General features: G+C 74.1%; 16 protein-coding genes and 2 pseudogenes. 3 read left to right on the top strand and 15 right to left on the bottom strand.

Annotation, left to right across the window (positions count from 1 at the left end):
- Positions 1-12: 12 nt before the first annotated feature.
- Positions 13-987, bottom strand: a complete 975-nt coding sequence (locus ADK60_RS00460) for an alpha-ketoacid dehydrogenase subunit beta (RefSeq protein ID WP_053642252.1) — start codon at positions 985-987, stop codon at positions 13-15.
- On the bottom strand, positions 987-2,129 hold the full coding sequence (pdhA, locus tag ADK60_RS00455; RefSeq protein WP_030392469.1) for a pyruvate dehydrogenase (acetyl-transferring) E1 component subunit alpha: 1,143 nt from the start codon (positions 2,127-2,129) through the stop codon (positions 987-989). The genes ADK60_RS00460 and pdhA overlap by 1 nt, the downstream gene beginning before the upstream one ends.
- 380 nt (positions 2,130-2,509) lie before the next feature.
- On the opposite strand from pdhA, the gene ADK60_RS00450 reads away from it, so the two are divergent.
- Both ADK60_RS00450 and ADK60_RS00445 read left to right on the top strand, forming a co-directional pair.
- Complete coding sequence (locus tag ADK60_RS00450; protein ID WP_045938868.1) at positions 2,510-3,169, top strand: response regulator; 660 nt, start codon at positions 2,510-2,512, stop codon at positions 3,167-3,169.
- Between the two features lie 65 nt (positions 3,170-3,234).
- Positions 3,235-4,323, top strand: a complete 1,089-nt coding sequence (locus ADK60_RS00445) for a phosphotransferase enzyme family protein (RefSeq protein WP_079007931.1) — start codon at positions 3,235-3,237, stop codon at positions 4,321-4,323.
- An 81-nt stretch (positions 4,324-4,404) separates the two neighbouring features.
- Here ADK60_RS00445 and ADK60_RS00440 read toward each other — a convergent pair whose 3' ends face one another.
- The 12 genes and pseudogenes from ADK60_RS00440 to ADK60_RS00390 form a co-directional block, all read right to left on the bottom strand.
- Positions 4,405-6,225, bottom strand: coding sequence for a protein kinase domain-containing protein (locus ADK60_RS00440; protein WP_079007930.1), 1,821 nt, complete (start codon positions 6,223-6,225; stop codon positions 4,405-4,407).
- Positions 6,226-6,335: 110 nt separating this feature from the next.
- Positions 6,336-7,754, bottom strand: a complete 1,419-nt coding sequence (locus ADK60_RS00435; protein ID WP_063782991.1) for a protein kinase domain-containing protein — start codon at positions 7,752-7,754, stop codon at positions 6,336-6,338.
- A gap of 331 nt (positions 7,755-8,085) precedes the next feature.
- Positions 8,086-8,643 (bottom strand): bacterial proteasome activator family protein, encoded by a 558-nt coding sequence (locus tag ADK60_RS00430; protein WP_045938875.1) that lies wholly within the window; start codon positions 8,641-8,643, stop codon positions 8,086-8,088.
- Positions 8,644-8,953: 310 nt separating this feature from the next.
- Positions 8,954-9,853 carry a hypothetical protein gene (locus ADK60_RS00425; RefSeq protein ID WP_053642250.1) on the bottom strand — a complete coding sequence of 300 codons (900 nt, stop codon included), beginning with the start codon at positions 9,851-9,853 and terminating at the stop codon, positions 8,954-8,956.
- Between the two features lie 164 nt (positions 9,854-10,017).
- The gene (locus tag ADK60_RS00420) at positions 10,018-10,995 is read right to left on the bottom strand and encodes an NAD(P)H-quinone oxidoreductase (protein ID WP_045938878.1); all 978 of its coding nucleotides are present in this window, start codon (positions 10,993-10,995) and stop codon (positions 10,018-10,020) included.
- Positions 10,996-11,045: 50 nt separating this feature from the next.
- Positions 11,046-11,609 (bottom strand): YbaK/EbsC family protein, encoded by a 564-nt coding sequence (locus ADK60_RS00415; protein ID WP_053642248.1) that lies wholly within the window; start codon positions 11,607-11,609, stop codon positions 11,046-11,048.
- A gap of 11 nt (positions 11,610-11,620) precedes the next feature.
- Complete coding sequence (locus tag ADK60_RS00410) at positions 11,621-12,616, bottom strand: potassium channel family protein (RefSeq protein ID WP_079007938.1); 996 nt, start codon at positions 12,614-12,616, stop codon at positions 11,621-11,623.
- Between the two features lie 77 nt (positions 12,617-12,693).
- Positions 12,694-13,896, bottom strand: a complete 1,203-nt coding sequence (locus tag ADK60_RS00405) for a molybdopterin molybdotransferase MoeA (protein WP_502687388.1) — start codon at positions 13,894-13,896, stop codon at positions 12,694-12,696.
- A gap of 5 nt (positions 13,897-13,901) precedes the next feature.
- Positions 13,902-14,156 (bottom strand): annotated as a pseudogene (locus ADK60_RS46040) (DUF6457 domain-containing protein); the annotation flags it as partial.
- Between the two features lie 159 nt (positions 14,157-14,315).
- Positions 14,316-14,885 (bottom strand): annotated as a pseudogene (gene mobA / locus ADK60_RS41080) (molybdenum cofactor guanylyltransferase); the annotation flags it as partial.
- A gap of 22 nt (positions 14,886-14,907) precedes the next feature.
- Positions 14,908-15,894 (bottom strand): MBL fold metallo-hydrolase, encoded by a 987-nt coding sequence (locus ADK60_RS00395; RefSeq protein ID WP_053642246.1) that lies wholly within the window; start codon positions 15,892-15,894, stop codon positions 14,908-14,910.
- 202 nt (positions 15,895-16,096) lie between these two features.
- Complete coding sequence (locus ADK60_RS00390; protein ID WP_030392455.1) at positions 16,097-16,858, bottom strand: polyprenol monophosphomannose synthase; 762 nt, start codon at positions 16,856-16,858, stop codon at positions 16,097-16,099.
- 321 nt (positions 16,859-17,179) lie between these two features.
- Here ADK60_RS00390 and manA point away from each other — a divergent pair, with 321 nt between their 5' ends.
- Positions 17,180-18,379 carry a mannose-6-phosphate isomerase, class I gene (gene manA / locus ADK60_RS00385; protein WP_053642244.1) on the top strand — a complete coding sequence of 400 codons (1,200 nt, stop codon included), beginning with the start codon at positions 17,180-17,182 and terminating at the stop codon, positions 18,377-18,379.
- On the opposite strand, the gene ADK60_RS00380 is transcribed toward manA, so the two are convergent.
- Positions 18,369-19,790 (bottom strand): acyltransferase family protein, encoded by a 1,422-nt coding sequence (locus tag ADK60_RS00380; protein WP_053642242.1) that lies wholly within the window; start codon positions 19,788-19,790, stop codon positions 18,369-18,371. The genes manA and ADK60_RS00380 overlap by 11 nt on opposite strands.
- Positions 19,791-19,835 lie beyond the last annotated feature (45 nt).

Raw genomic sequence — 19,835 nt, 5'->3', positions numbered from 1 at the left:
CGCTCCCCGGTATCAGTACGCGAACGCGCGGTCGACGGCGTCGAGCACGCGGTCCAGGTCGGGGAGGAAGGACTCCTCGACCCGGGACGGCGGGTACGGCGCGTAGTAGCCGCCGACCCGCAGGATCGGCGCCTCCAGGTGGTAGAAGCAGCGCTCGGTGAGCCGGGCGGCCAGTTCGGCGCCCATGCCCAGGAACACCGGGGCCTCGTGCACCACGATGCCGCGTCCGGTCCGCTTGACGGACTCCTCCAGGGCGGCGAAGTCGACCGGGGTGAGCGAGCGGAGGTCGACGACCTCCAGTCGGCGGCCGTCCTCCTCGGCGGCCGCGGCGGCCTCCAGGCAGACCTTGACCATCGGCCCGTAGGCGATCAGCGTGGCGTCGGCACCGGGGCGGACGATCCGCGCGTCGTGCAGGCCCAGGTCGGCGGAGTCGCCGACCTCGCCCTTGTCCCAGTAGCGGCGCTTGGGCTCCAGGAAGATCACCGGGTCGTCCGACTCGATGGCCTGGCGCAGCATCCAGTGCGCGTCGTGCGCGTTGGACGGGGTGACCACCCGCAGACCGGCGGTGTGGGCGAAGTACGCCTCGTGCGACTCGCTGTGGTGCTCGACCGCGCCGATACCACCCGCGTAGGGGATACGGATGGTGACCGGCATCTTGACGTGCCCGAGCGCGCGGGCGTGCATCTTGGCCAGCTGGGAGACGATCTGGTCGAAGGCCGGGTAGACGAAGCCGTCGAACTGGATCTCCACGACCGGGCGGTAGCCGCGCAGCGCGAGGCCGATCGCGGTGCCGACGATGCCGGACTCGGCGAGCGGGGTGTCGATCACCCGGTCCTCGCCGAAGTCCTTCTGCAGGCCGTCGGTGATCCGGAAGACGCCGCCGAGCTTGCCGATGTCCTCGCCCATCAGGACGGTCTTCGGGTCGCTCTCCAGCGACTTGCGCAGCGCCCCGTTGAGCGCCTTGGCGATACTGAGCTGGCCGGCCATCAGTGGTTCTCCCCCGCCTCGAAGGAGGCCGCGTACTCGATGTACTCGGCCCGTTCCTCATCGACCAGCGCGTGCGGCTCCGCGTAGACGTGGTCGAAGATCAGGGTGGGGTCGGGGTCCGGCATGCTGCGCACGCCCTCGCGCACCCGCAGCCCGAGCTGCTCGCTCTCGGCCTCGATCGAGGCGAAGAACTCCTCGTCGGCCAGGCCCTCCTTCTCCAGGAGGGTGCGGAGCCGGGTGATCGGGTCCTTGGCCTTCCAGGCCTCGGTCTCGTCGGCCGCCCGGTAGCGGGTCGGGTCGTCGGAGGTGGTGTGCGCGCCCATCCGGTAGGTGAAGGCCTCGATCAGCACCGGACCGTTGCCGGTGCGGGCGTGCTCCAGGGCCCAGCGGGTCACCGCGAGGCAGGCCAGCACGTCGTTGCCGTCGACCCGGATGCCCGGGAAGCCGAAGCCGGAGGCCCGGCGGTACAGCGGGATCTTGGTCTGGGTGGTGGTGGGCTCGGAGATCGCCCACTGGTTGTTCTGGCAGAAGAAGACCACCGGCGAGTTGTAGACCGAGGCGAAGGTGAAGGCCTCGTTGACGTCGCCCTGGCTCGAGGCACCGTCGCCGAAGTACGCGATCACCGCGTCGTCGGCGCCGTCCTTGGTGATGCCCATCGCGTATCCGGTGGCGTGCAGGGTCTGCGCGCCGATCACGATGGTGTACAGGTGGAAGTTCTTCTCGTTCGGGTCCCAGCCGCCGTGGTTCACACCGCGGAACATGCCGAGCAGGTTCAGCGGGTCGACGTCGCGGCACCAGGCCACGCCGTGCTCGCGGTAGGTGGGGAAGGCGTAGTCGCCCGGTCGCATCGCGCGGCCGGAACCGACCTGGGCCGCTTCCTGGCCCAGCAGCGAGGCCCAGAGGCCCAGCTCGCCCTGGCGCTGCAGCGAGGTCGCCTCGGCGTCGAAGCGACGCACCAGCACCAGGTCACGGTAGAGGGCACGGAGCTCGTCCGCCTCCACGGTGAGCGGGAAGTCCGGGTGCTCGACCCGCTCGCCTTCCGGGGTGAGCAGCTGTACGAGCTCCGGCTGGGCGTCCTTGGCCGTGGCGCGGACGCCGGGGGCAGCCTTCTTGCGGGCCCTCGCCGTGCTTTTGACGGTCACGTTCACTCCTCGGTCTGTCCGGCCGCCCGGGGTCGCCGGTGACCGGTCCGGTCACCGCCTCGCGGGGCGCGCGTGGGTGTGCGCACCCGCAGCGGGGCAGGTGGTGATCCTTTTCCGACGGCGTCCCTCACGAGAACGTTACCCAGCGTCCGTCCTCGACGCGTCTGCGCTAGGACGTCCTACTTGTTCGGGGTCTACAAACCGCGCGTGTGGCGCAGCTCTCAATTCGGTCGCGTTCAGGACACCAGCGCACGTTATCCGGGCGGAGGCTCCGGCGTAAGGGGGTTACCGGCATCGGTTTCGACCGCTCTGGCCGGATCGTGACCCCGGCGCGGTAGGGGCGAGAGGTCTTTCGTAGGGTGATATGGGAGGCTTTGCGCGTGACTGATAACGGACAAATCACGGTATTCCTCCTCGACGACCACGAGGTGGTCCGCCGGGGTGTCCATGAACTCCTCTCCGTCGAGGAGGACATCGAGGTGGTCGGCGAGGCCGGCACCGCGGCCGAGGCGCTGACCAGGATCCCGGCCGTCCACCCCGATGTCGCGGTGCTCGACGTCCGGCTGCCGGACGGCAACGGCGTCGAGGTCTGCCGGGAGATCCGTTCCCGGATGCCGGAGATCAAGTGCCTGATGCTGACCTCGTTCTCGGACGACGAGGCCCTGTTCGACTCGATCATGGCGGGCGCCTCCGGCTATGTGCTGAAGGCGATCCGCGGCACCGACCTGATCACCGCGGTCCGGGACGTCGCGGCCGGCAAGTCGCTGCTCGACCCGGTCGCCACCAGCCGGGTGCTGGCCCGGCTGCGGGACGGCGGTGAGAAGGAGGACGAACGACTCGCCCAGCTCACCAAGCAGGAGCGCCGCATTCTGGACCTGATCGGCGAAGGGATGACCAACCGTCAGATCGGCAATGAACTGCACCTCGCCGAAAAGACGGTGAAGAACTACGTCTCCAGTCTGCTCGCCAAGATGGGGATGGAGCGACGGACCCAGGCGGCGGCGTTCGTGGCCCGGCACCAGGCGGACCAGCAGCACTGATACGGCCGAAGCACACAACTGACGACCTGTCAAGGACCCCCGCCGAGAGGTCCTAACCTCTGGCTGTGACTTTCAGCCAGACCCTTGCCTGTGCACCAGCCCGTCCCGACCTCACCGCTCCCCCGATAGGAACGCTCAGCCCTCCCGTCCCCCACGCGGCGCTCGCCGAGGTCCTGCGCCGGTACCGGGTGGGACGCCTGCTCACCGCCGAACCCGTCGCCGAAGGCCTGCTGAACCGCGGCTACCGGGTCACCACCGAGGCGGGCGGCTACTTCCTGAAGTGCTACGTCGACGCCGCGACCGCCGGCCGCGAGGCGGTCGCCGGCCACCACCGGGCGATGGCCGCCCTCGCCGCCCTGGGCCTGCCCGTCGAGCCCCCGCTCGCCCTCGCCGAACGGACCGGCACCATCGCCCCGTTCGGCGGCCGGCTGTTCGCCCTCTTCCCCTGGGTCGAGGGCGGGCACCGCCACGGAACCGAGCTGTCCCTGCCGCAGTGCGCCGAACTGGGCGCGCTGCTCGGCCGGCTGCACGGCGCCCTCGACGAGGTCTGCGCGCCCGTCGCACAACCCTCCGGCTACCGCAGCGCCGATCCGCTCGACAGCTCCGCGCTCGCCCACGACCTGCGCGCACGGGCCCGCGAGCACCACCCCAACGACGAACTGGACGCGCTGGTCGAGCGCCGGCTGGGCGAACGGCTGGAGCTGCTCGCCGAGCACGCCCACCGGCGTCCCGCCCCGGGGGCCGCCCCGCCCACCGGCTGGACCCACGGCGACTTCCACGGGCTCAACCTGCTGCACCGGGACGGACGGATCGCGGCCGTCCTGGACTGGGACAAGCTGGGACGGCAGCCGCGTGCCGAGGAGGCCGTCCGCGCGGCCACCCTGGTCCTCAACGACCGCGTCACCGGGGTGCTGGACCTCGTCCGGGTCCGGCACTGGTCCCAGGCCTACCGGGCCACCGGGGCCGCCACCGCGGAGCACCTGGCCGCCGCGGCCCACCGGGTCTGGTGGGAGCGGCTGAACGACTTCTGGATGCTCCAGTGGCGCTACCAGCGGGGCGACCACCGGGCCGACCCGCTCTACCCCGCCTCGGCGGGCCAGCTGGCGTGGTGGTGCCAGGAGTACGAGCAGGTCCTGGACGCCTTCGCCAACTGACCCGGGCGGCCGGCCGGACCCGCAAGGGAACGGCCGGCCGGACCCCGTCGGCCGACTACGGCCCGGGGCGGGCCGGACCTGTCAGGGAACGGCCGGGGTGGCCGCCCCGCCGGTCGGCTTCGGAGTGGTGCCGCCGGCACCGCCCCCGGCCGGCGGAGTCTGGCTGCCGCCACCGCCGGTCGGCGGCGGGTTGGTCGCCGGCGGGGCCGTGGCCGGGGGAGTCGTCGCGCCGCCGCCCGTGCCCGTGGTCGGGGTGTTGGTCGGCGGGACGGTGGCCGACCCGGTCGGCGACGTGCTCGGGGTCGGTGCCTTGCTGCCGGTCGTGCTCGGCGTCGCCGCCGGGCTGGTCGTGTGCTTGCCGGTCGGCTGGCTCGGCGGCTGGGTCTGGTTGCCGCCGTTGTTGGTGGTGTCGGTCGGCTGCTGCTGCGGACGACGCGAGGTCTGCCCGGTCGGGGGCGTGGTCGTGGTCGAACCGGAGCTGGGCGTGGTCGCCTCCGGCGCCGTCGACACCACCCCGGTGCTCGGGCCGAGGTCGCTCGGCTTCACGCCGCCGCCACCGCCGTTGCCGTTGCCGCTCAGCGCCATGGCGATGCCCACGCTGGCCGCGACGGCCACCGCCACGATGCCGGCCACCCAGCGCCACGGACCGCGCCGGCCGCCGCCACCGCGCCCGTGTCCGCCGCCGTGCCCGTCGTCCGAACCGTCGCCGCCGCCGTAGGGCGGGTAGGCGGAGGACGGCGTGTGCGGGCCGCCCGGCACCTGGTACGGCAGCATCGCCGTCGGGTCGCCCGGGACACCCGCCCCCAGCACCGCCGTCTCGTCCGCTCCCCGCGGGGGCATCCCGCCGTGGCCCTGGCCGGCCGCGGCCAGCCCGGCCGTCGCGCCGAGCGGCCAGCCGCCGGTGCCGCCGGTGAGCTCGCGCAGCGCGTGCTCGATGTGCGCGCGGAACTCGTCCGCGTCCTGGAAGCGGTCGTCCGGGTTCTTCGCGAGCGAGCGCAGCACCAGGTGGTCCAGGCCGGCCGGGACCCGCGGATTGGCCTGCGAGGGCGGCACCGGCATGTCCTGCACGTGCTGGTAGACCACCGACAGCGGGGTGTCACCGGTGAACGGCGGCCGCAGCGCCAGCAGTTCGTAGAGCATGCAGCCGGCCGCGTACAGGTCGGAGCGGTGGTCGACCGGCTTGCCCAGCGCCTGCTCCGGCGAGAGGTACTGCGGGGTGCCCATGACCATGCCGGTCTGGGTCATGGTCGAGGCCGTGCCGGTGAGCGCCCGGGCGATGCCGAAGTCCATCACCTTGACCGCGCCGGTGGTCGTGATGATCACGTTGGCCGGCTTGATGTCACGGTGCACGATGCCGTGCCGGTGGCTGTAGGCGAGCGCCTCCAGCACCCCGGCGATGATGATCAGCGCCTGGTCGACCGGCGGCTCCTCCTCGTCGACCAGCAGCTCGCGGACGGTCCGGCCCTCGACCAGCTCCATCACGATGTACGGCGTCGACTCCTCGCCGACGTACTCCTCGCCGGTGTCGTAGACCGCGACGATCGCGTGGTGGTTGAGCGCCGCGACGGCGTGCGCCTCCCTGGTGAAGCGGAGCCGGGCGATCTCGTCCTGGGCCAGTTCACCGCGGAGCAGCTTCACCGCGACGGTCCGTCCGAGCCGGACGTCCTGGGCGGCGAGCACCTCGGCCATGCCGCCCCGGCCGAGCCGGTGGGTCAGCCGGTAGCGGCCGTCACCGACCGTGCCCAGCGGGGCGGCGGTGCCCCGGCCGGGTGTCTGCGGGGCGCCGTACGGCGGGAGCGCGGTCGTGGCGGCGTCGCCACCGGGCTCGGGCATCCTGGGGGCCCCGCCGCCCGGACCGGTCGCCCAGGCCCCGTCGTCGTCCGGATGCTGCGTCTGTGCCATCGCTCCTCGCCCCGGGCCTTCGCTCGGATCGCGGTGCCCTGTCGCTCGTGTCCCCGAACGCTACCGCCTCCGGCCGACCCCCGGAGCACGCGTGATCCGGGCGGAACCTGTCAGAGCAGGCCATTCCGGTCGGCCTGGCCGTCCAGGCGCAGCACCGTGGCCGCCGCACCCGAGACGCCCCTGGTCGACCCGCTCTTCGACTGGTCCTCGGCCCGGTTGACCACGATCGCGATGATGATGACCGCCAGCACGATCACACCGACGATGATGCCGATGATCACCAGGGCGGTCGAGCAGCCACCGCTGTTCGACGCGGGCACCGGCTGCGGCTGGAACGGCGGCGCCGGCATCGGGTGCGGCGGCGGGGTGTGCGCCTGCTGCGGGAAGGGCTGCGGCGTGTGCGGCGCCTGGAAGACCGGCGGCGTCTGGAACGGCTGCGGCTGCGGGAAGGGCTGCGGCGTGTGCGGCGCCTGGAACGCCGGCGGCGGCGTCTGGAACGGCTGCGGCTGCGCGTGCGGCTGGAACGGCTGCGGCTGGGGGAACGGCTGCGGCTGCGGGGTGTGCTGCGCCTGCGGCGCGGCGTGCACCGACCGCGGACCGTCGGTGATCACCAGCGGGTTGCTGGCCGCCAGCGGGCTGCCGCCGCCCTTGCCGGCCGCGATCAGCCGCTCGGCCTCGTCCCGCATCGCCGCCGCGCTCGGGAAGCGGTGCGCCGGGTCCTTGCGCAGCGCCGTCGCGACGAACCCGTCGACCGCCGGGGCGAGCCGCGGGTTGAGCGTGGACGGCGCCGGCGGCTCCTCCTGGACGTGCTTGTACGCGATCGAGAAGGCCGAGTCGCCGTCGAAGACCAGCTGACCGGTGATCATCTCGAAGAGCATCACGCCGACCGAGTAGAGGTCGGAGCGGGCGTCCACCGGCTTGCCCAGCGCCTGCTCGGGCGAGAGGTACTGCGGCGTGCCGACCACCATGCCGGTCTGGGTCATCGAGGTGACCCCGCTCTCCAGCGCGCGGGCGATGCCGAAGTCCATGACCTTGACGTTGCCCTTGCGGTCGAACATGACGTTGCCGGGCTTGATGTCACGGTGCACCAAACCCATGTCGTGCGAGGCCTCCAGCGCGTTCAGCACACCGATGGTGACCCGCAGCGCCTCCTCGACCGGCATCGCGCCGTGCTGGCCGACCGCCTCGTTGATGGCGTCCCGCAGGCCCTTGCCGTCGATCAGCTGCATCACGATGTACGGCGTGCTGGAGCCGTCCTGGGCGATGTCCTCGCCGCTGTCGTAGACGGTGACGATGTTCGGGTGCTCCAGCCGGGCCACCGCCTGGGCCTCGCGGCGGAACCGCTCCTTGAACGAGTCGTCCCGCCCCAGCTCGGCGTGCATGCTCTTCAGCGCGACCTGTCGGTCCAGCACGCTGTCGTACGCGAGGTGGACCGAGGCCATACCGCCCTCGCCCAGCACCCGCTGCAGCACGTACCGCCCGTTGCCCAGGGAGTAGCCCTCGGCCGCCGCGTTGCCGTGCTCGCTCATGGTCCTCTGCTCCCCCTCGGCGCGGCCGTACCGCCGCGACCGTGACATTCGGTCTCGTCCGTGCGTGTTTCCGGGCCCGGCCCGCTGGCCTGCCCGACCCCTGTCGCGACGCTCGCCCGGACTGCGACAGGGGGTCAGGGTATCGGCTCGCGAGGACACCGACCGGCCCAGGGCCGACACTGTGTCCAGGTCGCGACCCGGTACCGGTCGGTAGTGCTCGCGCCGCCGGGGCGACCGGCCGCGCCCCGTGCCGTGCCGCCCCGGCGGGGCCGTGGCGGTACGGGTACGGCCGACGTCCACAGGTGGGCGGACGCCCACATGTGGGGGACGGCTACAGGTAGGGACCGGAGCGGATGCCGCGGCCCTCGCCCGGCTCGTCCCCCTCCGGCTCCCCGCCGTGCAGACCGGGCGGCAGTGCCCGCCGCATCTGCTCCAGCTGCGCCCGGGCCGCCATCTGCTGCGCGAACAGCGCGGTCTGGATGCCGTGGAACAGGCCCTCCAGCCAGCCCACCAGCTGCGCCTGGGCGATCCGCAGCTCGGCCTCGGTCGGGATCGAGTCCTCGGTGAACGGGAGCGACAGCCGCTCCAGCTCGGCCACCAGCTCGGGGGCCAGGCCCAGCTCCAGCTCCTTGATCGAGCTGGCGTGGATGTCCTTCAGCCGCGCCCGGCTGGCCTCGTCGAGGGGAGCCGCCCGGACCTCCTCCAGCAACTGCTTGATCATGCTGCCGATCCGCATGACCTTGGCGGGTTGTTCGACCATCTCGGTCACCGGCAGTTCACGCGGACCGTCGCCGTCGTCCCCCATCGGGCCGGCCGCCGCCGAACCCACCGGCAGCCCGTCCGGTCCGACGATCAGCACCTTCTGGCCGTCCTGCGGCTGCCCGCCCATGGCCTGGTGGAACTCCTGCGACGAGTACTCGTTCATCGGATTCGTCATGAACCACATTCTCCCTCACTGGGGTTGCCGGGGAGGAGGCCCCCGACCGACCCGCCCAGCCCCGCCCGCTGCCGGTGCCGCGACCGGCCGCGCGCCTGCACCCGGGGACGACGCTACGCCCGGGGGCGGGGCAGCGGTATCCGTACGGATACTCAGTCCGCCCCCGGATCCGGAGCACCGGGGCGGCCCGCGGTCGACCGCCGGGACGCGGTCAGTGGCGGGACGCGGTCAATGCGTGGACGCGGTCAGTGCGTGGACGCGGTCAGTGCCGGCGCAGCCGCAGCCCGATCAGGCCCAGACCGCAGCCGATCAGGCCCAGACCGGCGCCCAGCGGCAGCTGGCGGGTGGCCGCGTCGTCCCAGCGGGTGGGCAGCAGGGCCGGGCCGACCAGCACCGCCTGCGGCCCGGGCCGGCCGAGGGCCAGGGTCTCGCCGCCGGGGCCGCCGTCCGGCACGGCCGGCTCCACCGCACCGTCGGCACCCCCGGCCGCCGGGCCCGGGGCGGCGTCCGCCCCGGCGGCGCCCGGCTGCTCCGGCGCCTGCTCGGCCGCCTGCGCCCGGCCCAGGTCCGGCGCCCCCTCGGGGGCCGACCCGGTGCGCTCGGGCGCCGAGGCGGGGCGGTGGCGGCTGTGGCGCTGGTCCCGGTCGGCCCAGGAGGGGCCGGGGCGGACCCGGCCGACCGCCTGCCACGCCACCGCCGTGGCGGCCGAGGACGGCGACACCGGAGCGGACGGCGTGGGGGAGGACTGCTCGGCGGGGGACGGCTCGGCGAGGGACGGCTCGGACGCGGTCGGCCCGGCGGGGGTCTCCGCGACCGCCGCCGGCTGCTCCTGCTCCGGTTCCTGCTCCTGCTCCGGTTCCGGAGATGCGACCGGGGAGAGCCCGTCCGAAGGCGCCGCCGACCCGGACGCAGCCGGGGCCTCGGGCCGCTCGGACGGTTCGGGGGCGGCAATCGGCACGGGGACGGCACCGACGGCACCGGCCGGCGCGCTCGGCAGAGCGATCGCGGCCGGCCCGAGCACCAGCGGCACGGCGAGCCCGAGCACCGCCACCGCCAGCAGCCGCCGACCGGTGCGGCGGCGGGAAGGGTGGGAAGGGTGGGAAGGGTGCGGCGGCAGTGCCGCGGGCAGCGGCCCGAGGAACGCGGACGAAGGTGCGGGCACGGTCGAGTTCCTTCCGCGACGGCCGACCGCGCGGGGCGGGGTCGGCGGCGGGACAGCTCCCGTCCAGACTCACACAGTCCGACATTCCGGGCATGTCGTACGGCGGGCCCGGCTGCCGGCGCGCCTGCGGCCACCGGGACACCGGGCCCGCCGGCCCCGCGGGCTCAGGCCCGCAGCACCACCTTGCCGACCTGCGTCCCGGCCTCCAGCACCCGGTGCGCCTCGGCCGCCTCCGCCAGCGGCAGCACCCGGTCGACCACCGGCCGCACCACGCCCGACTCGACCAGCGGCCAGACGTGCTCGCGCACCGCCGCCACGATCGCCGCCTTCTCGGCCAGCGGCCGTCCGCGCAGATTGGTCGCGATCACCGCGGCGCGCTTGCGCAGCAGGGTGTTGAGGTTCAGCTCGCCCTTCACCCCGCCCTGCAGCCCGATGATCACCAGCCGCCCGTTGACCGCCAGCGCGTCCACGTTCCGCGAGAGGTACTTGGCGCCCATGATGTCCAGGATCACGTCCGCCCCGGCGCCGCCGGTGGCCTCCCCGAGCACCTCGACGAAGTCCTGCTCGCGGTAGTCGATCAGCACATCGGCGCCCAGTTCGGCGCAGCGGGCCAGCTTCTCGGGGCCGCCCGCCGTCACGGCGACCCGGGCTCCGACGGCCTTGGCCAGCTGGATCGCCATCGTCCCGATGCCGCTCGCACCGCCGTGCACCAGCACCGTCTCGCCGGGCCGCAGCCGCGCGGTGAGGAAGACGTTGGACCACACCGTGCAGACGACCTCCGGCAGCGCGGCGGCCTGCTCCGGGGTCAGCCCCTTGGGCACGGGCAGCAGTTGGCCGACCGGAACCGCGACCCGCTCCGCGTAGCCGCCGCCGACCAGCAGCGCGCACACCTCGTCGCCGACCGCCCAACCGGCCACCCCGGGCCCCAGCGCGGCGATCCGGCCCGCGCACTCCAGGCCCGGATAGCGCGAACTGCCCGGCGGCGGGTCGTAGAAGCCCTGCCGCTGGAGCAGGTCGGCGCGGTTGACGGCGGTGGCCGCCACCTCGACCAGGACCTCGCCCTCCCCGGGCACCGGGTCCGGCACCTCCGCCCAGCGCAGCGCCTCGGGCCCGCCGGGTTCAGGAATCGTCATCGCATGCATGGGCCCGACGCTACTGCGACCCGGCGGCCGGGGGCCGTCCAACCCGCCTGTCAGCCGGCCAGGTCCGGGAGCACCACCGCTCCGGGCAGCGCGGCCGCCGCCCGGCCCGGCAGGATCAGCTTGCCCCGCCGCCGCCCGCTGCCCACCAGGACGAACGGGGCCGCCGCGACCGCCGCGTCGACCAGCAGCGGCCAGCCCGCCGGCAGCCCGACCGGGGTGATCCCGCCGTACTCCATGCCGGTCGCCCCGACCGCGGCGTCCATCGGGGCGAACGAGGCCTTGCGGGCGTCCAGCTGCTTGCGGACGGCCCGGTTGACGTCGACCCGGGTGGTCGCCAGCGCCAGGCAGGCGGCCATGGTGGTCTCCCCGCCGCGCCGGGCGGCGACCACCACGCAGTTCGCCGAGGCCTCCAGCGGCACGTCGTAGGTCTCGCAGAAGACGGCGGTGTCGGCCTTCTCCGGGTCGGTCTCGACGTAGAGCACCGAGCCGGCGGCCTCCTGGTCCGGCCAGGCCGCCAGCGCCTCGGCCACCGGGGCCGCCAGCCGGTCGGCCACCTCCAGCGCGGTGGCATGGAACTCGAAGGCGCCGAAGGGGAGCCGTGGTTGATCACTCATGACGGACAACCCTACGCCGGGGCAGCCGACTTGATGACGATCACCCGGTCCGTGAGCTGGAGGGTCTGCGCCTCCGGCTCGGTGTAGTTGATCACCCGTCGGCCGCGGACCACCGCGACCACCAGGTCCTCGCACTCGCGCGGGCTGTGCCCGGCCTCGGCCCGGGTGACCGGACGCTCGACCACGTCCAGGCCGTCGCCGTAGGTGAGCAGGTCCTCCATCACCGCGCCGGTGTGCGGGCTGAGCATCGACATGCCGAGCAGTCGGCCCGCCGCACTGGAGCTGGTCACCACCACGTCGGCGCCGCTCTGCCGCAGCAGCGGGGCGTTCTCGTCCTCGCGCACCGCAGCCACGACGGTCGCCGTGCGGGTGAGCTGGCGGGCGGTCAGGGTGATCAGGGCGGCGGTATCGTCCCGCTCCGGTGCCACCACCACCCGGGCGGCGGTGGGGAGTCCGGCCCGCAGCAGGGTGTCGGTCCTGGTGGCGTCGCCGAGCACGCCCACCAGACCGTGCTGGGCCGCCTGGTCGACCGCCTTGCGCTGCGGGTCGACCACCACGATCTCCTCCTTGCGCACCCCCTGCAGGAGCAGGGTGTCGACCGCGCTGCGCCCCTTGGTGCCGTAGCCGATCACAACGGTGTGCTCGCGCACGGTGGACCTCCAGCGGTTCAACCGCCACTGCTGGCGGGTGCGTTCGGTGAGCACCTCCAGGGTGGTGCCGACCAGGATGATCAGGAACAGCACCCGCAGCGGAGTGATCACGAAGATATTGGTGAGCCGGGCGGTGTCGCTGTACGGGGTGATGTCACCGTAGCCCGTGGTGGAGAGCGTCACCGTGGCGTAGTAGGCCGAGTCCAGCAGGCTCACCCCGCCCCCGGCGTTGTCGTTGTAGCCCTCGTGGTCCAGCCAGACGATCAGCGTGGTGGCCACCAGTACGCCCAGGGCCAGCAACAGCCGGAAGCCGACCTGCCGGAGCGCCGGGGCGCTGCGCCGGGCGGGCAGCACGATCCCGGCGTCCGCCCAGGGCTCCGCCTCGGCCGAGCCCCGGACCGAGAAGCGGCCGAACCCCCGCCCTCCGCCGGCGCTCACGGTGCCTCCAGCAGTTCGACCACGGCGCCGGCCGCCGCACCGCCCGGCGGCACCACGGCGAGCGCCTCCGCCAGCGCGATCCCGCGCAGCATCGCCGGTCCGTCGTAGGGGAGTTGGACCACCCCGTGGGCGGTCCGCCGGACCGGCAGCAGCCGGGTGTCCACCGGATGACCGGGCAGGGCGGCGACCGCCACGGCCCGGACCGGCTCGCCGGGGCCGCGCCCGGCCAGCGCGTGCAGCAGCGGCAGCGCGAGCGTGACCGCCCCCGCGACCGCCGCCAGCGGATTGCCCGGCAGGCCCACCAGGTGTCGCCCGCCGGGGAGTTCGGCCAGCAGCATCGGATGACCGGGGCGGACGGCGACCCCGTCCACCAGCAGCCGGGCGCCGACCTCGGCGAGCGCCCGGTGCAGGAAGTCCACCGGACCGGCCGCCGTCCCTCCGGTGGTGACCACCACATCGGCGGTGGAGTGCCGCAGCGCGTCCCTGAGCAGTCCGAAGTCGTCGCGGACGGCGCGCGGTTCGCCGGTCTCCGCGCCGGCCGCCCGCAGCCACGGCGGCAGCAGCGGACCGAGTGCGTCCCGGACCAGACCGGGCCGGGGCAGGCCGGAGCCGAGCAGTTCGTCGCCGAGCACCAGCAGGTCCACCACCGGGCGGCGGTGCACGGCCAGCCAGTCGTGGCCGCCGGCCGCGGCCAGGCCGAGCACGGCCGGACCGATCCTGGTCCCGGCCGGGAGCAGTTCCTCGCCGCGCCGGCACTCCTGGCCGCGCGGCCGGACGTCCTGGCCGGTGGTCAGCGCGCCGGGGACGCGCTCGCGCAGCAGCGAGCCGTCCGGTGCCCCGTGTTCGCGGCGGAGCACGGCGGTGGCGCCCGGGGGCAGCTGGGCACCGGTGGCGATCTCGACGGCGGCGCCGTCGGCCAGCGGGCCGTCCGCGGGGCGCCCGGCCAGCAGTCGGCCGGACACCCGCCAGGGGCCGGGGCCGGCCACCGCCCAGCCGTCCATCGCCGAGGTGTCGAAGGCGGGCAGGTCGGTGAGCGCGGTCAGCGGCTCGGCGAGGGTGCGGCCGAGCGCCTCGGCCAGCGGGACGCACGGCGGCGCGGACGCGGGCCGGCCGGCCCGGCGGGCGGTCTCCCGGGCCGCCGCCCAGCCCGTCGGGCCGGTCGGGGCCGGCGGCTGGTCGAGCACGGCGAGGTCCTCCACCGCGCTCACGGCTTCCCCTGGTCCGCGGCCTCGGCGGCCCAGCGCTCGGCGAGCGCGGCGGCCCGCCGGGACGCCTCGGCGACCGCCTCGGGACCGCCGCCGCGCGACGCGGCGGCGTACCCGATCAGAAAGGTGGTCAGCGGGGCGGCGGGCCGGTCCACCCCGTGGGCGACCACCCGGGCCAGGTCGAGCAGACCCCGGACATCGACGTCCAGGTCGATGCCCAGCTCGGTACGGGCCTCGGCGATCCAGTCATCCAGCGTGCGCTCCATGCGGACATGCTGCCTGATCGGCGGTTTCCCCGGGATGTTTGCCCGGTGAGCGCCGCGCGTCGTTTCCCGCACACCGGGGTGCGGAGCGGGGTGAGGGGCGGGCCGCGGACCGGGGTGAGGGCTCCGTGAGGGCTTCTACCGGCCGTCGCGCTCCCGGGCCCGGGCGAGGTCCTCCCAGGTGTCGCAGTCGTAGGTGACGTCATCGGTGTCGGCCAGCCGCAGGGTGCGCAGGGATCCGGTCAGGCGGCGCAGCGGGAGGCCGGCGGGGTCGCCGGCGGCGGCCAGCGCGGTGCGCAGGGCGGCGGTGCGGTAGGCGGCGGCGAGCGGCTGGTCGCGGCCGGCGGCGTCGACCAGGACGGCCGCCTCGGTGTCGGGCCCGGCCTCGTCGAGGGCGGTGACCAGCCGGTGGACGGTCCGCTCGTCGAGGAACGGCAGGTCGGCGGCGAGCAGCAGCACCAGTTCGGCGGTGACCTCGGCGAGGCCGGCCGCGACGGCCGCCACCGGTCCGCCACCGGGCGGGTGCTCGCGGGTCAGGCGGACCCCGGGGCGGGTGGTGGGGCGGGCCGGGCCGACCACCACGGTGGTCCCGGCGCCCGCGCAGGCGGCGAGCACCCGGTCCAGCAGGGTGGTCTCGCCGACGGTCAGGGCCGGCTTGTCCGCGCCGCCGAGCCGGCGGGCGGCTCCCCCGGCCGGGACGATCACGTCGTACGGCGTCATGCCGCCAGTATCCGCCGCTGTCTCAGCCGGCGGTCCGGCCGGGCGCTTCCCCGTCGGCTGCCCCGTCGCCCGGGTCCTCCGAGCTGTCCTCGTCGCCCGCCTCTCCGGCGTCCACCTCGGCGTCCACGTCGGCGCCCGGAGCGGCGTCCGAGGTGTCGGCCGAGGCGTCGGCAGCGGTGTTGGCGGCGGCGCTCAGCTCCAGCACGGCCGGCAGGGTCAGCTCCCCGTACCGCTCGTTCACGGCCGCGACCAGCGCCTCCGCGTCGTCCGGGTGCCCGGCCAGCAGCCGGTCGAAGTCCTGGAGGTACTCCCCGGTGAAGGCGAGCACCCGGGCCGCGTCGTCCCCCTGCTCGGGCGCGCGGTGTCCGGCGATCACCCGCTCCACGCCGAGCTCGGCGATCCGGCCGAGGTTGCGGATCCACTCGGTGCGGCGTTCCGGTGTGGTGTCCGCGGTCCAGACGTGGGTGCCGTTGTAGACGAAGTCGCCGGCGATCACGGTGCGGATGCTGGGCACGTGCACCACGGTGGAGCCGTCGCAGTCGCCCTGTCCGAGCAGCAGCACCGGGATCACCTGCCGGTCGATCATCAGCGGCTGGGGGAGCAGCGGGGCCGGGACCAGCGGGTGGTCCGGGATGTCGTCCCCGAACACCGGCTTCCACTGGGCGACCTTCGCGGCGGCGGTGCGCAGGATGCCGTCCACGACCGGCGGCGCGGCCAGCAGCCGGGCGTCCGGGAAGAGCCGCAGCACCTCCTCGGCGCCGAAGTAGTGGTCGGGGTGGTGGTGGGTGACCACGATGGCGAGCAGCCGGCGGCCCTTGCCCGCGACCCACTCGGCCAGCTCGCGGCCGGCACTGCGGGTGAGCTGGGCGTCGACCAGGATCGCCGTGTGCTCGCCGAGGATCAGGGTGGAGGTGGCGAAGAAGGCCGACTCCGGGCCGGTGAAGACGGCGACCTCCAGCGGCCGGACCGGCGCCTCGGCGGTGTTCTGGTCGGACGGGGACGGCGTCACTGGTTGCTCCCTCTGGTTCGGCTGCCCCGGTCTCGGTCCGGCTCGGCGGTGGTGTGGTGGTGTGTGGTGGTGGCGAGTACGGCGGCCCCGACACGGCCGGGCCTCGCGCCCTACAGCATGGGAGCAGGGCACGCCGAAAACGCGGAAGGCGCGCCCGACGGGGCACGCCTTCCCGCTCACATGTCCGGGTGGCCCGGCGGCGTCAGCGCTTCCCGCCGGTCAGCCGGGCGAAGCGGTCGGCGACGCCCCAGGAGGTCACCCGCCAGAGCGCCTCGACCACGATGTTCCGGCTCATCTTGGACGCGCCCAGCTCCCGCTCGACGAAGGTGATCGGCACCTCCGCCACCTTGAAGCCGGCCTTCACGGTGCGCCAGGCGAGGTCGACCTGGAAGCAGTAGCCGGCCGAGGCGACCTCGTCCATGCCCAGGCCAAGCAGGGTCTCCTTGCGGAACGCCCGGTAGCCGCCGGTGACGTCCCGGATCGGCACGCCGAGCATCAGCCGCGAGTAGGTCGAGCCGGCCCGCGAGAGCAGCAGCCGGGACTTCGGCCAGTTCACCACCCGGCCGCCGGGCACCCAGCGCGAGCCGAGCACCAGGTCGGCGCCGCGCAGCGCGGTCAGCAGCCGCTCCAGCTCCTCGGGCCGGTGGGACCCGTCGGCGTCCATCTCGACGAGCACGTCGTAGCCCTCGTCGATGCCCCAGCGGAAGCCGGCCAGGTAGGCGGCGCCCAGGCCCTCCTTGCCCTTGCGGTGCAGGACGCGCACGTGGGAGTCCTCGGCCGCCAGCTTGTCGGCGAGCTCACCGGTGCCGTCCGGGCTGTTGTCGTCGGCGACGAGGATGTGCACCTCGGGGACGGCGGCGCGGACCCGGCCGACGATGCGCTCGACGTTCTCCACCTCGTTGTAGGTGGGGATGATCACCAGCACCCGGCCGAGATCAGCAAAACTCTGCTGGTTGACGGTCACGTACTAACCTCTCGGCCGGTGGCGGGAAGTGCCAGTCACCGTTGCCCGCACTCATCAGGACACACAGTCCCGGCCGGCACCCGCCGACTGGGGGACACTGTGGAAAACACTGGGTCCTGGCATCCTACTACCGCGTTCTCGAACCGACCCGCCGCCCGAGGCACTCCCCACCGGCCTCCGGCGTTTCCCCTGCGGAGGCACCGGTCGGCTAGGGTCGATGCCCGGCCTTTGCCCGGATGCCCACCGTCAGCACCGCCCGCGGGGCGCCGCCCGGCGGCGAGGCCCGCCAGCCCACCGCAGCAAAGGAGCAGGACCGCGCCCATGGACAAGCTCGTCAACACCGTCCGCCCGTACGCCTGGGGATCCGTCACCGCGCTCCCCGAGCTGCTCGGGCAGGAGCCGACCGGCGAACCGCAGGCCGAGCTCTGGATGGGCGCCCACCCCGGCGACCCGTCCCGGGCCGACCGGGGCGAGGGGCCGCGCCGGTTGGACGAGCTGATCGCGGCGGATCCCGAGGGCGAGTTGGGGGCCGCCTCGGTGGCCCGGTTCGGGCCCACCCTGCCGTTCCTGCTCAAGGTCCTCACCCCGGGCATCCCGATCTCCATCCAGGCCCACCCCTCGCTCGACCAGGCCCGGGCCGGGTTCGCCGCCGAGAACGCGCTGGGGATCCCGCTGGACGCCCCGCACCGGAACTACCGGGACGCCAACCACAAGCCTGAACTCATCTGCGCCCTGGGCGACTTCGACGGGTTGTGCGGCTTCCGCCGGCCCGCCGAAGCGGCCGCGCTGCTGGCCGGTCTCGACGTCCCCGCGCTGGAGCCGGTGATCACCCCGCTCCGGGCCGGGAACGAGTCCGAGGCGCTCAGCGGCGCCCTGGCCGCCGCCCTCGGCCTGGACGGCCCGGCCGCCGAGGCCGTGGTCCGGGACACCGCCGAGGCGGTCGGAAAGGCGGCCGCCGAGGACCCGGCCGGACCGTACGCGCCGTACGTCCGGATCGCCCGGGACTTCCCCGGCGACCGGGGTCTGATCGCCGGACTGCTGCTCAACCACGTCCTGCTGCGCGCCGGCGAGGCACTCTACCTGGGCGCCGGCGTCCCGCACGCGTATCTGCACGGCGTCTGCGTCGAGCTCCAGGCCAACTCGGACAATGTGCTGCGGGCCGGCCTCACCCCCAAGCACATCGACGTGCCCGAGCTGCTCAAGGTGGTCGAGTTCGCCGCCACCGCGCCGGAGCCGCTGCTGCCGGTCACGGTGGACGCGACGCCGGGCGAGGAGCTGTACCCCGTGCCGATCGACGAGTTCCGGCTCTCCCGGTTCGCCCTCGACGGCCAGGAGCGGACGCTGCTCGGCGACGCGCCGCAGATCCTGCTCTGCACGGCGGGCACGGCCCGGCTGACCTCGGCCGACGGCGACGCGCTGGAGCTGGCCCGCGGCGAGTCCGCCTTCCTCCCGGCCACCGGCGCCGCGATCCGGATGACCGGCACCGGTGCCACCGTCTTCCGGGCCACCGTCACGCTCTGACGCCGGCGCCTCCGGGTGCGGACGGCTCGGCCTCGGGCTCTCGCGCAGCCGGCGCGGGCACCCGCGCCGCCGGCTCGACCGGGTCGGCGGTACCGCCCCGACCGGTCGGCTTCGACCCGGCGTCCGGGTCGAGCGGCTGCGCGGGCCAGCGGGCCTCCACCGCCTTGGTCACTCGACGACCGAGGTTCTGGAAGGGGATCTCGACCAGCCGGTACAGCAGGTAGCTCGCCAGTACGGTCACGAGGAGGAACTCGGCGGTCCACAGCAGCTTGCCGGGGCCCGTGGTCGGCAGCGGTGGCACACCCACCAGGGGGCGGAGGGTGTGCAGGATCGGGTTGTGCAGCAGGTAGACCGAGAAGCTGATCGCTCCGAGCCAGGTCAGCACCTTGGGGAACCTGCGCTTGCGCAGCGCCATCCCGACCCCGAAGGTGAGCCAGGCACCCAGGTACGAGGCGGTCCAGGCGATCCAGCCCGCCGTCCAGGTGTTCGACTCCATGCCGTTCCGGTTGTAGATCCATCCGACGGCCGCGCCCGCGACGATCACGAAGCCGAGGCAGAACCACGCCTGGATCCGCTCCGTCTGGCCGTGCTCCGCCCGGTGGACCACGGTGCCCGCGAACATCGTGGCGAAGATCATCCAGGTCTCGAAGGCGGGTGCCCGGCTGTTGTTGATCACCAGGACGAGACCGAGGCCGGCCAGCAGGAGCGCACCGGTGCGGGTCAGCACCGCGTTGCCGCTGAGCACACAGGCCAGGCCCATCACCATGACCAGGACGGCCGCGGCGACGAGGTTGCGCACCTGACCGATGTTCCCGGTGAGCTGCATCGTGGCGATCGAGGTGCCGAAGAGCAGCGCCACCGCGGCGAGGCCGACCGCGATCGGCCCGCTTCGCCGGTGCCAGTTCATGGTGAACAGCGCGGTGACCACGAAGTAGAAGACCATCTCGTAGCAGAGGGTCCAGGTCACGGCCAGGCCGTTGACCACGCCCAGGAAGTCCTGGAGCATCGTCCCGTTGGCCACCACGGAGATCAGGTCGTGGCCGGTCCGGAAGACCGCCACCGCGCCGTCGCCCTCGGGCAGGATCATGATCGAGACCGCGATCCCGACGATCAGCGCCGGATAGATCCGGAAGATCCGGCCGATCCAGAACGCCCTGACGTCGCCCCGCCGTTCGAGCGAGGCCGGGATGATGTACCCGCTCACGACGAAGAACAGCATGACGCCGTAGAGGCCGAAGTCGAAGTGCCACCAGATCGCCCCGCCGATGGGGGACGGCAGGAGGTCGACCAGTTCGAAGTGGTGGAAGGCCACCATCAATGCGGCGAAGCCGCGGAGCGCGTCCAGCCAGCCCAGCCGGCTCCCGCCCGCCGCTCCGACCGCCCCGCCCGTGGCGCCCTGCGCCGGTCGCACTCTTCGTATCCTCACCGCAGGCAGGGTAGCCACCTTTCCCGCCGG

Origin of the sequence: Streptomyces sp. XY431 (genome assembly GCF_001279805.1) — a bacterium.
GTDB classification, from domain to species: Bacteria; Actinomycetota; Actinomycetes; order Streptomycetales; family Streptomycetaceae; genus Kitasatospora; species Kitasatospora purpeofusca.
This window is presented reverse-complemented; position numbering and strand designations above follow the sequence as displayed.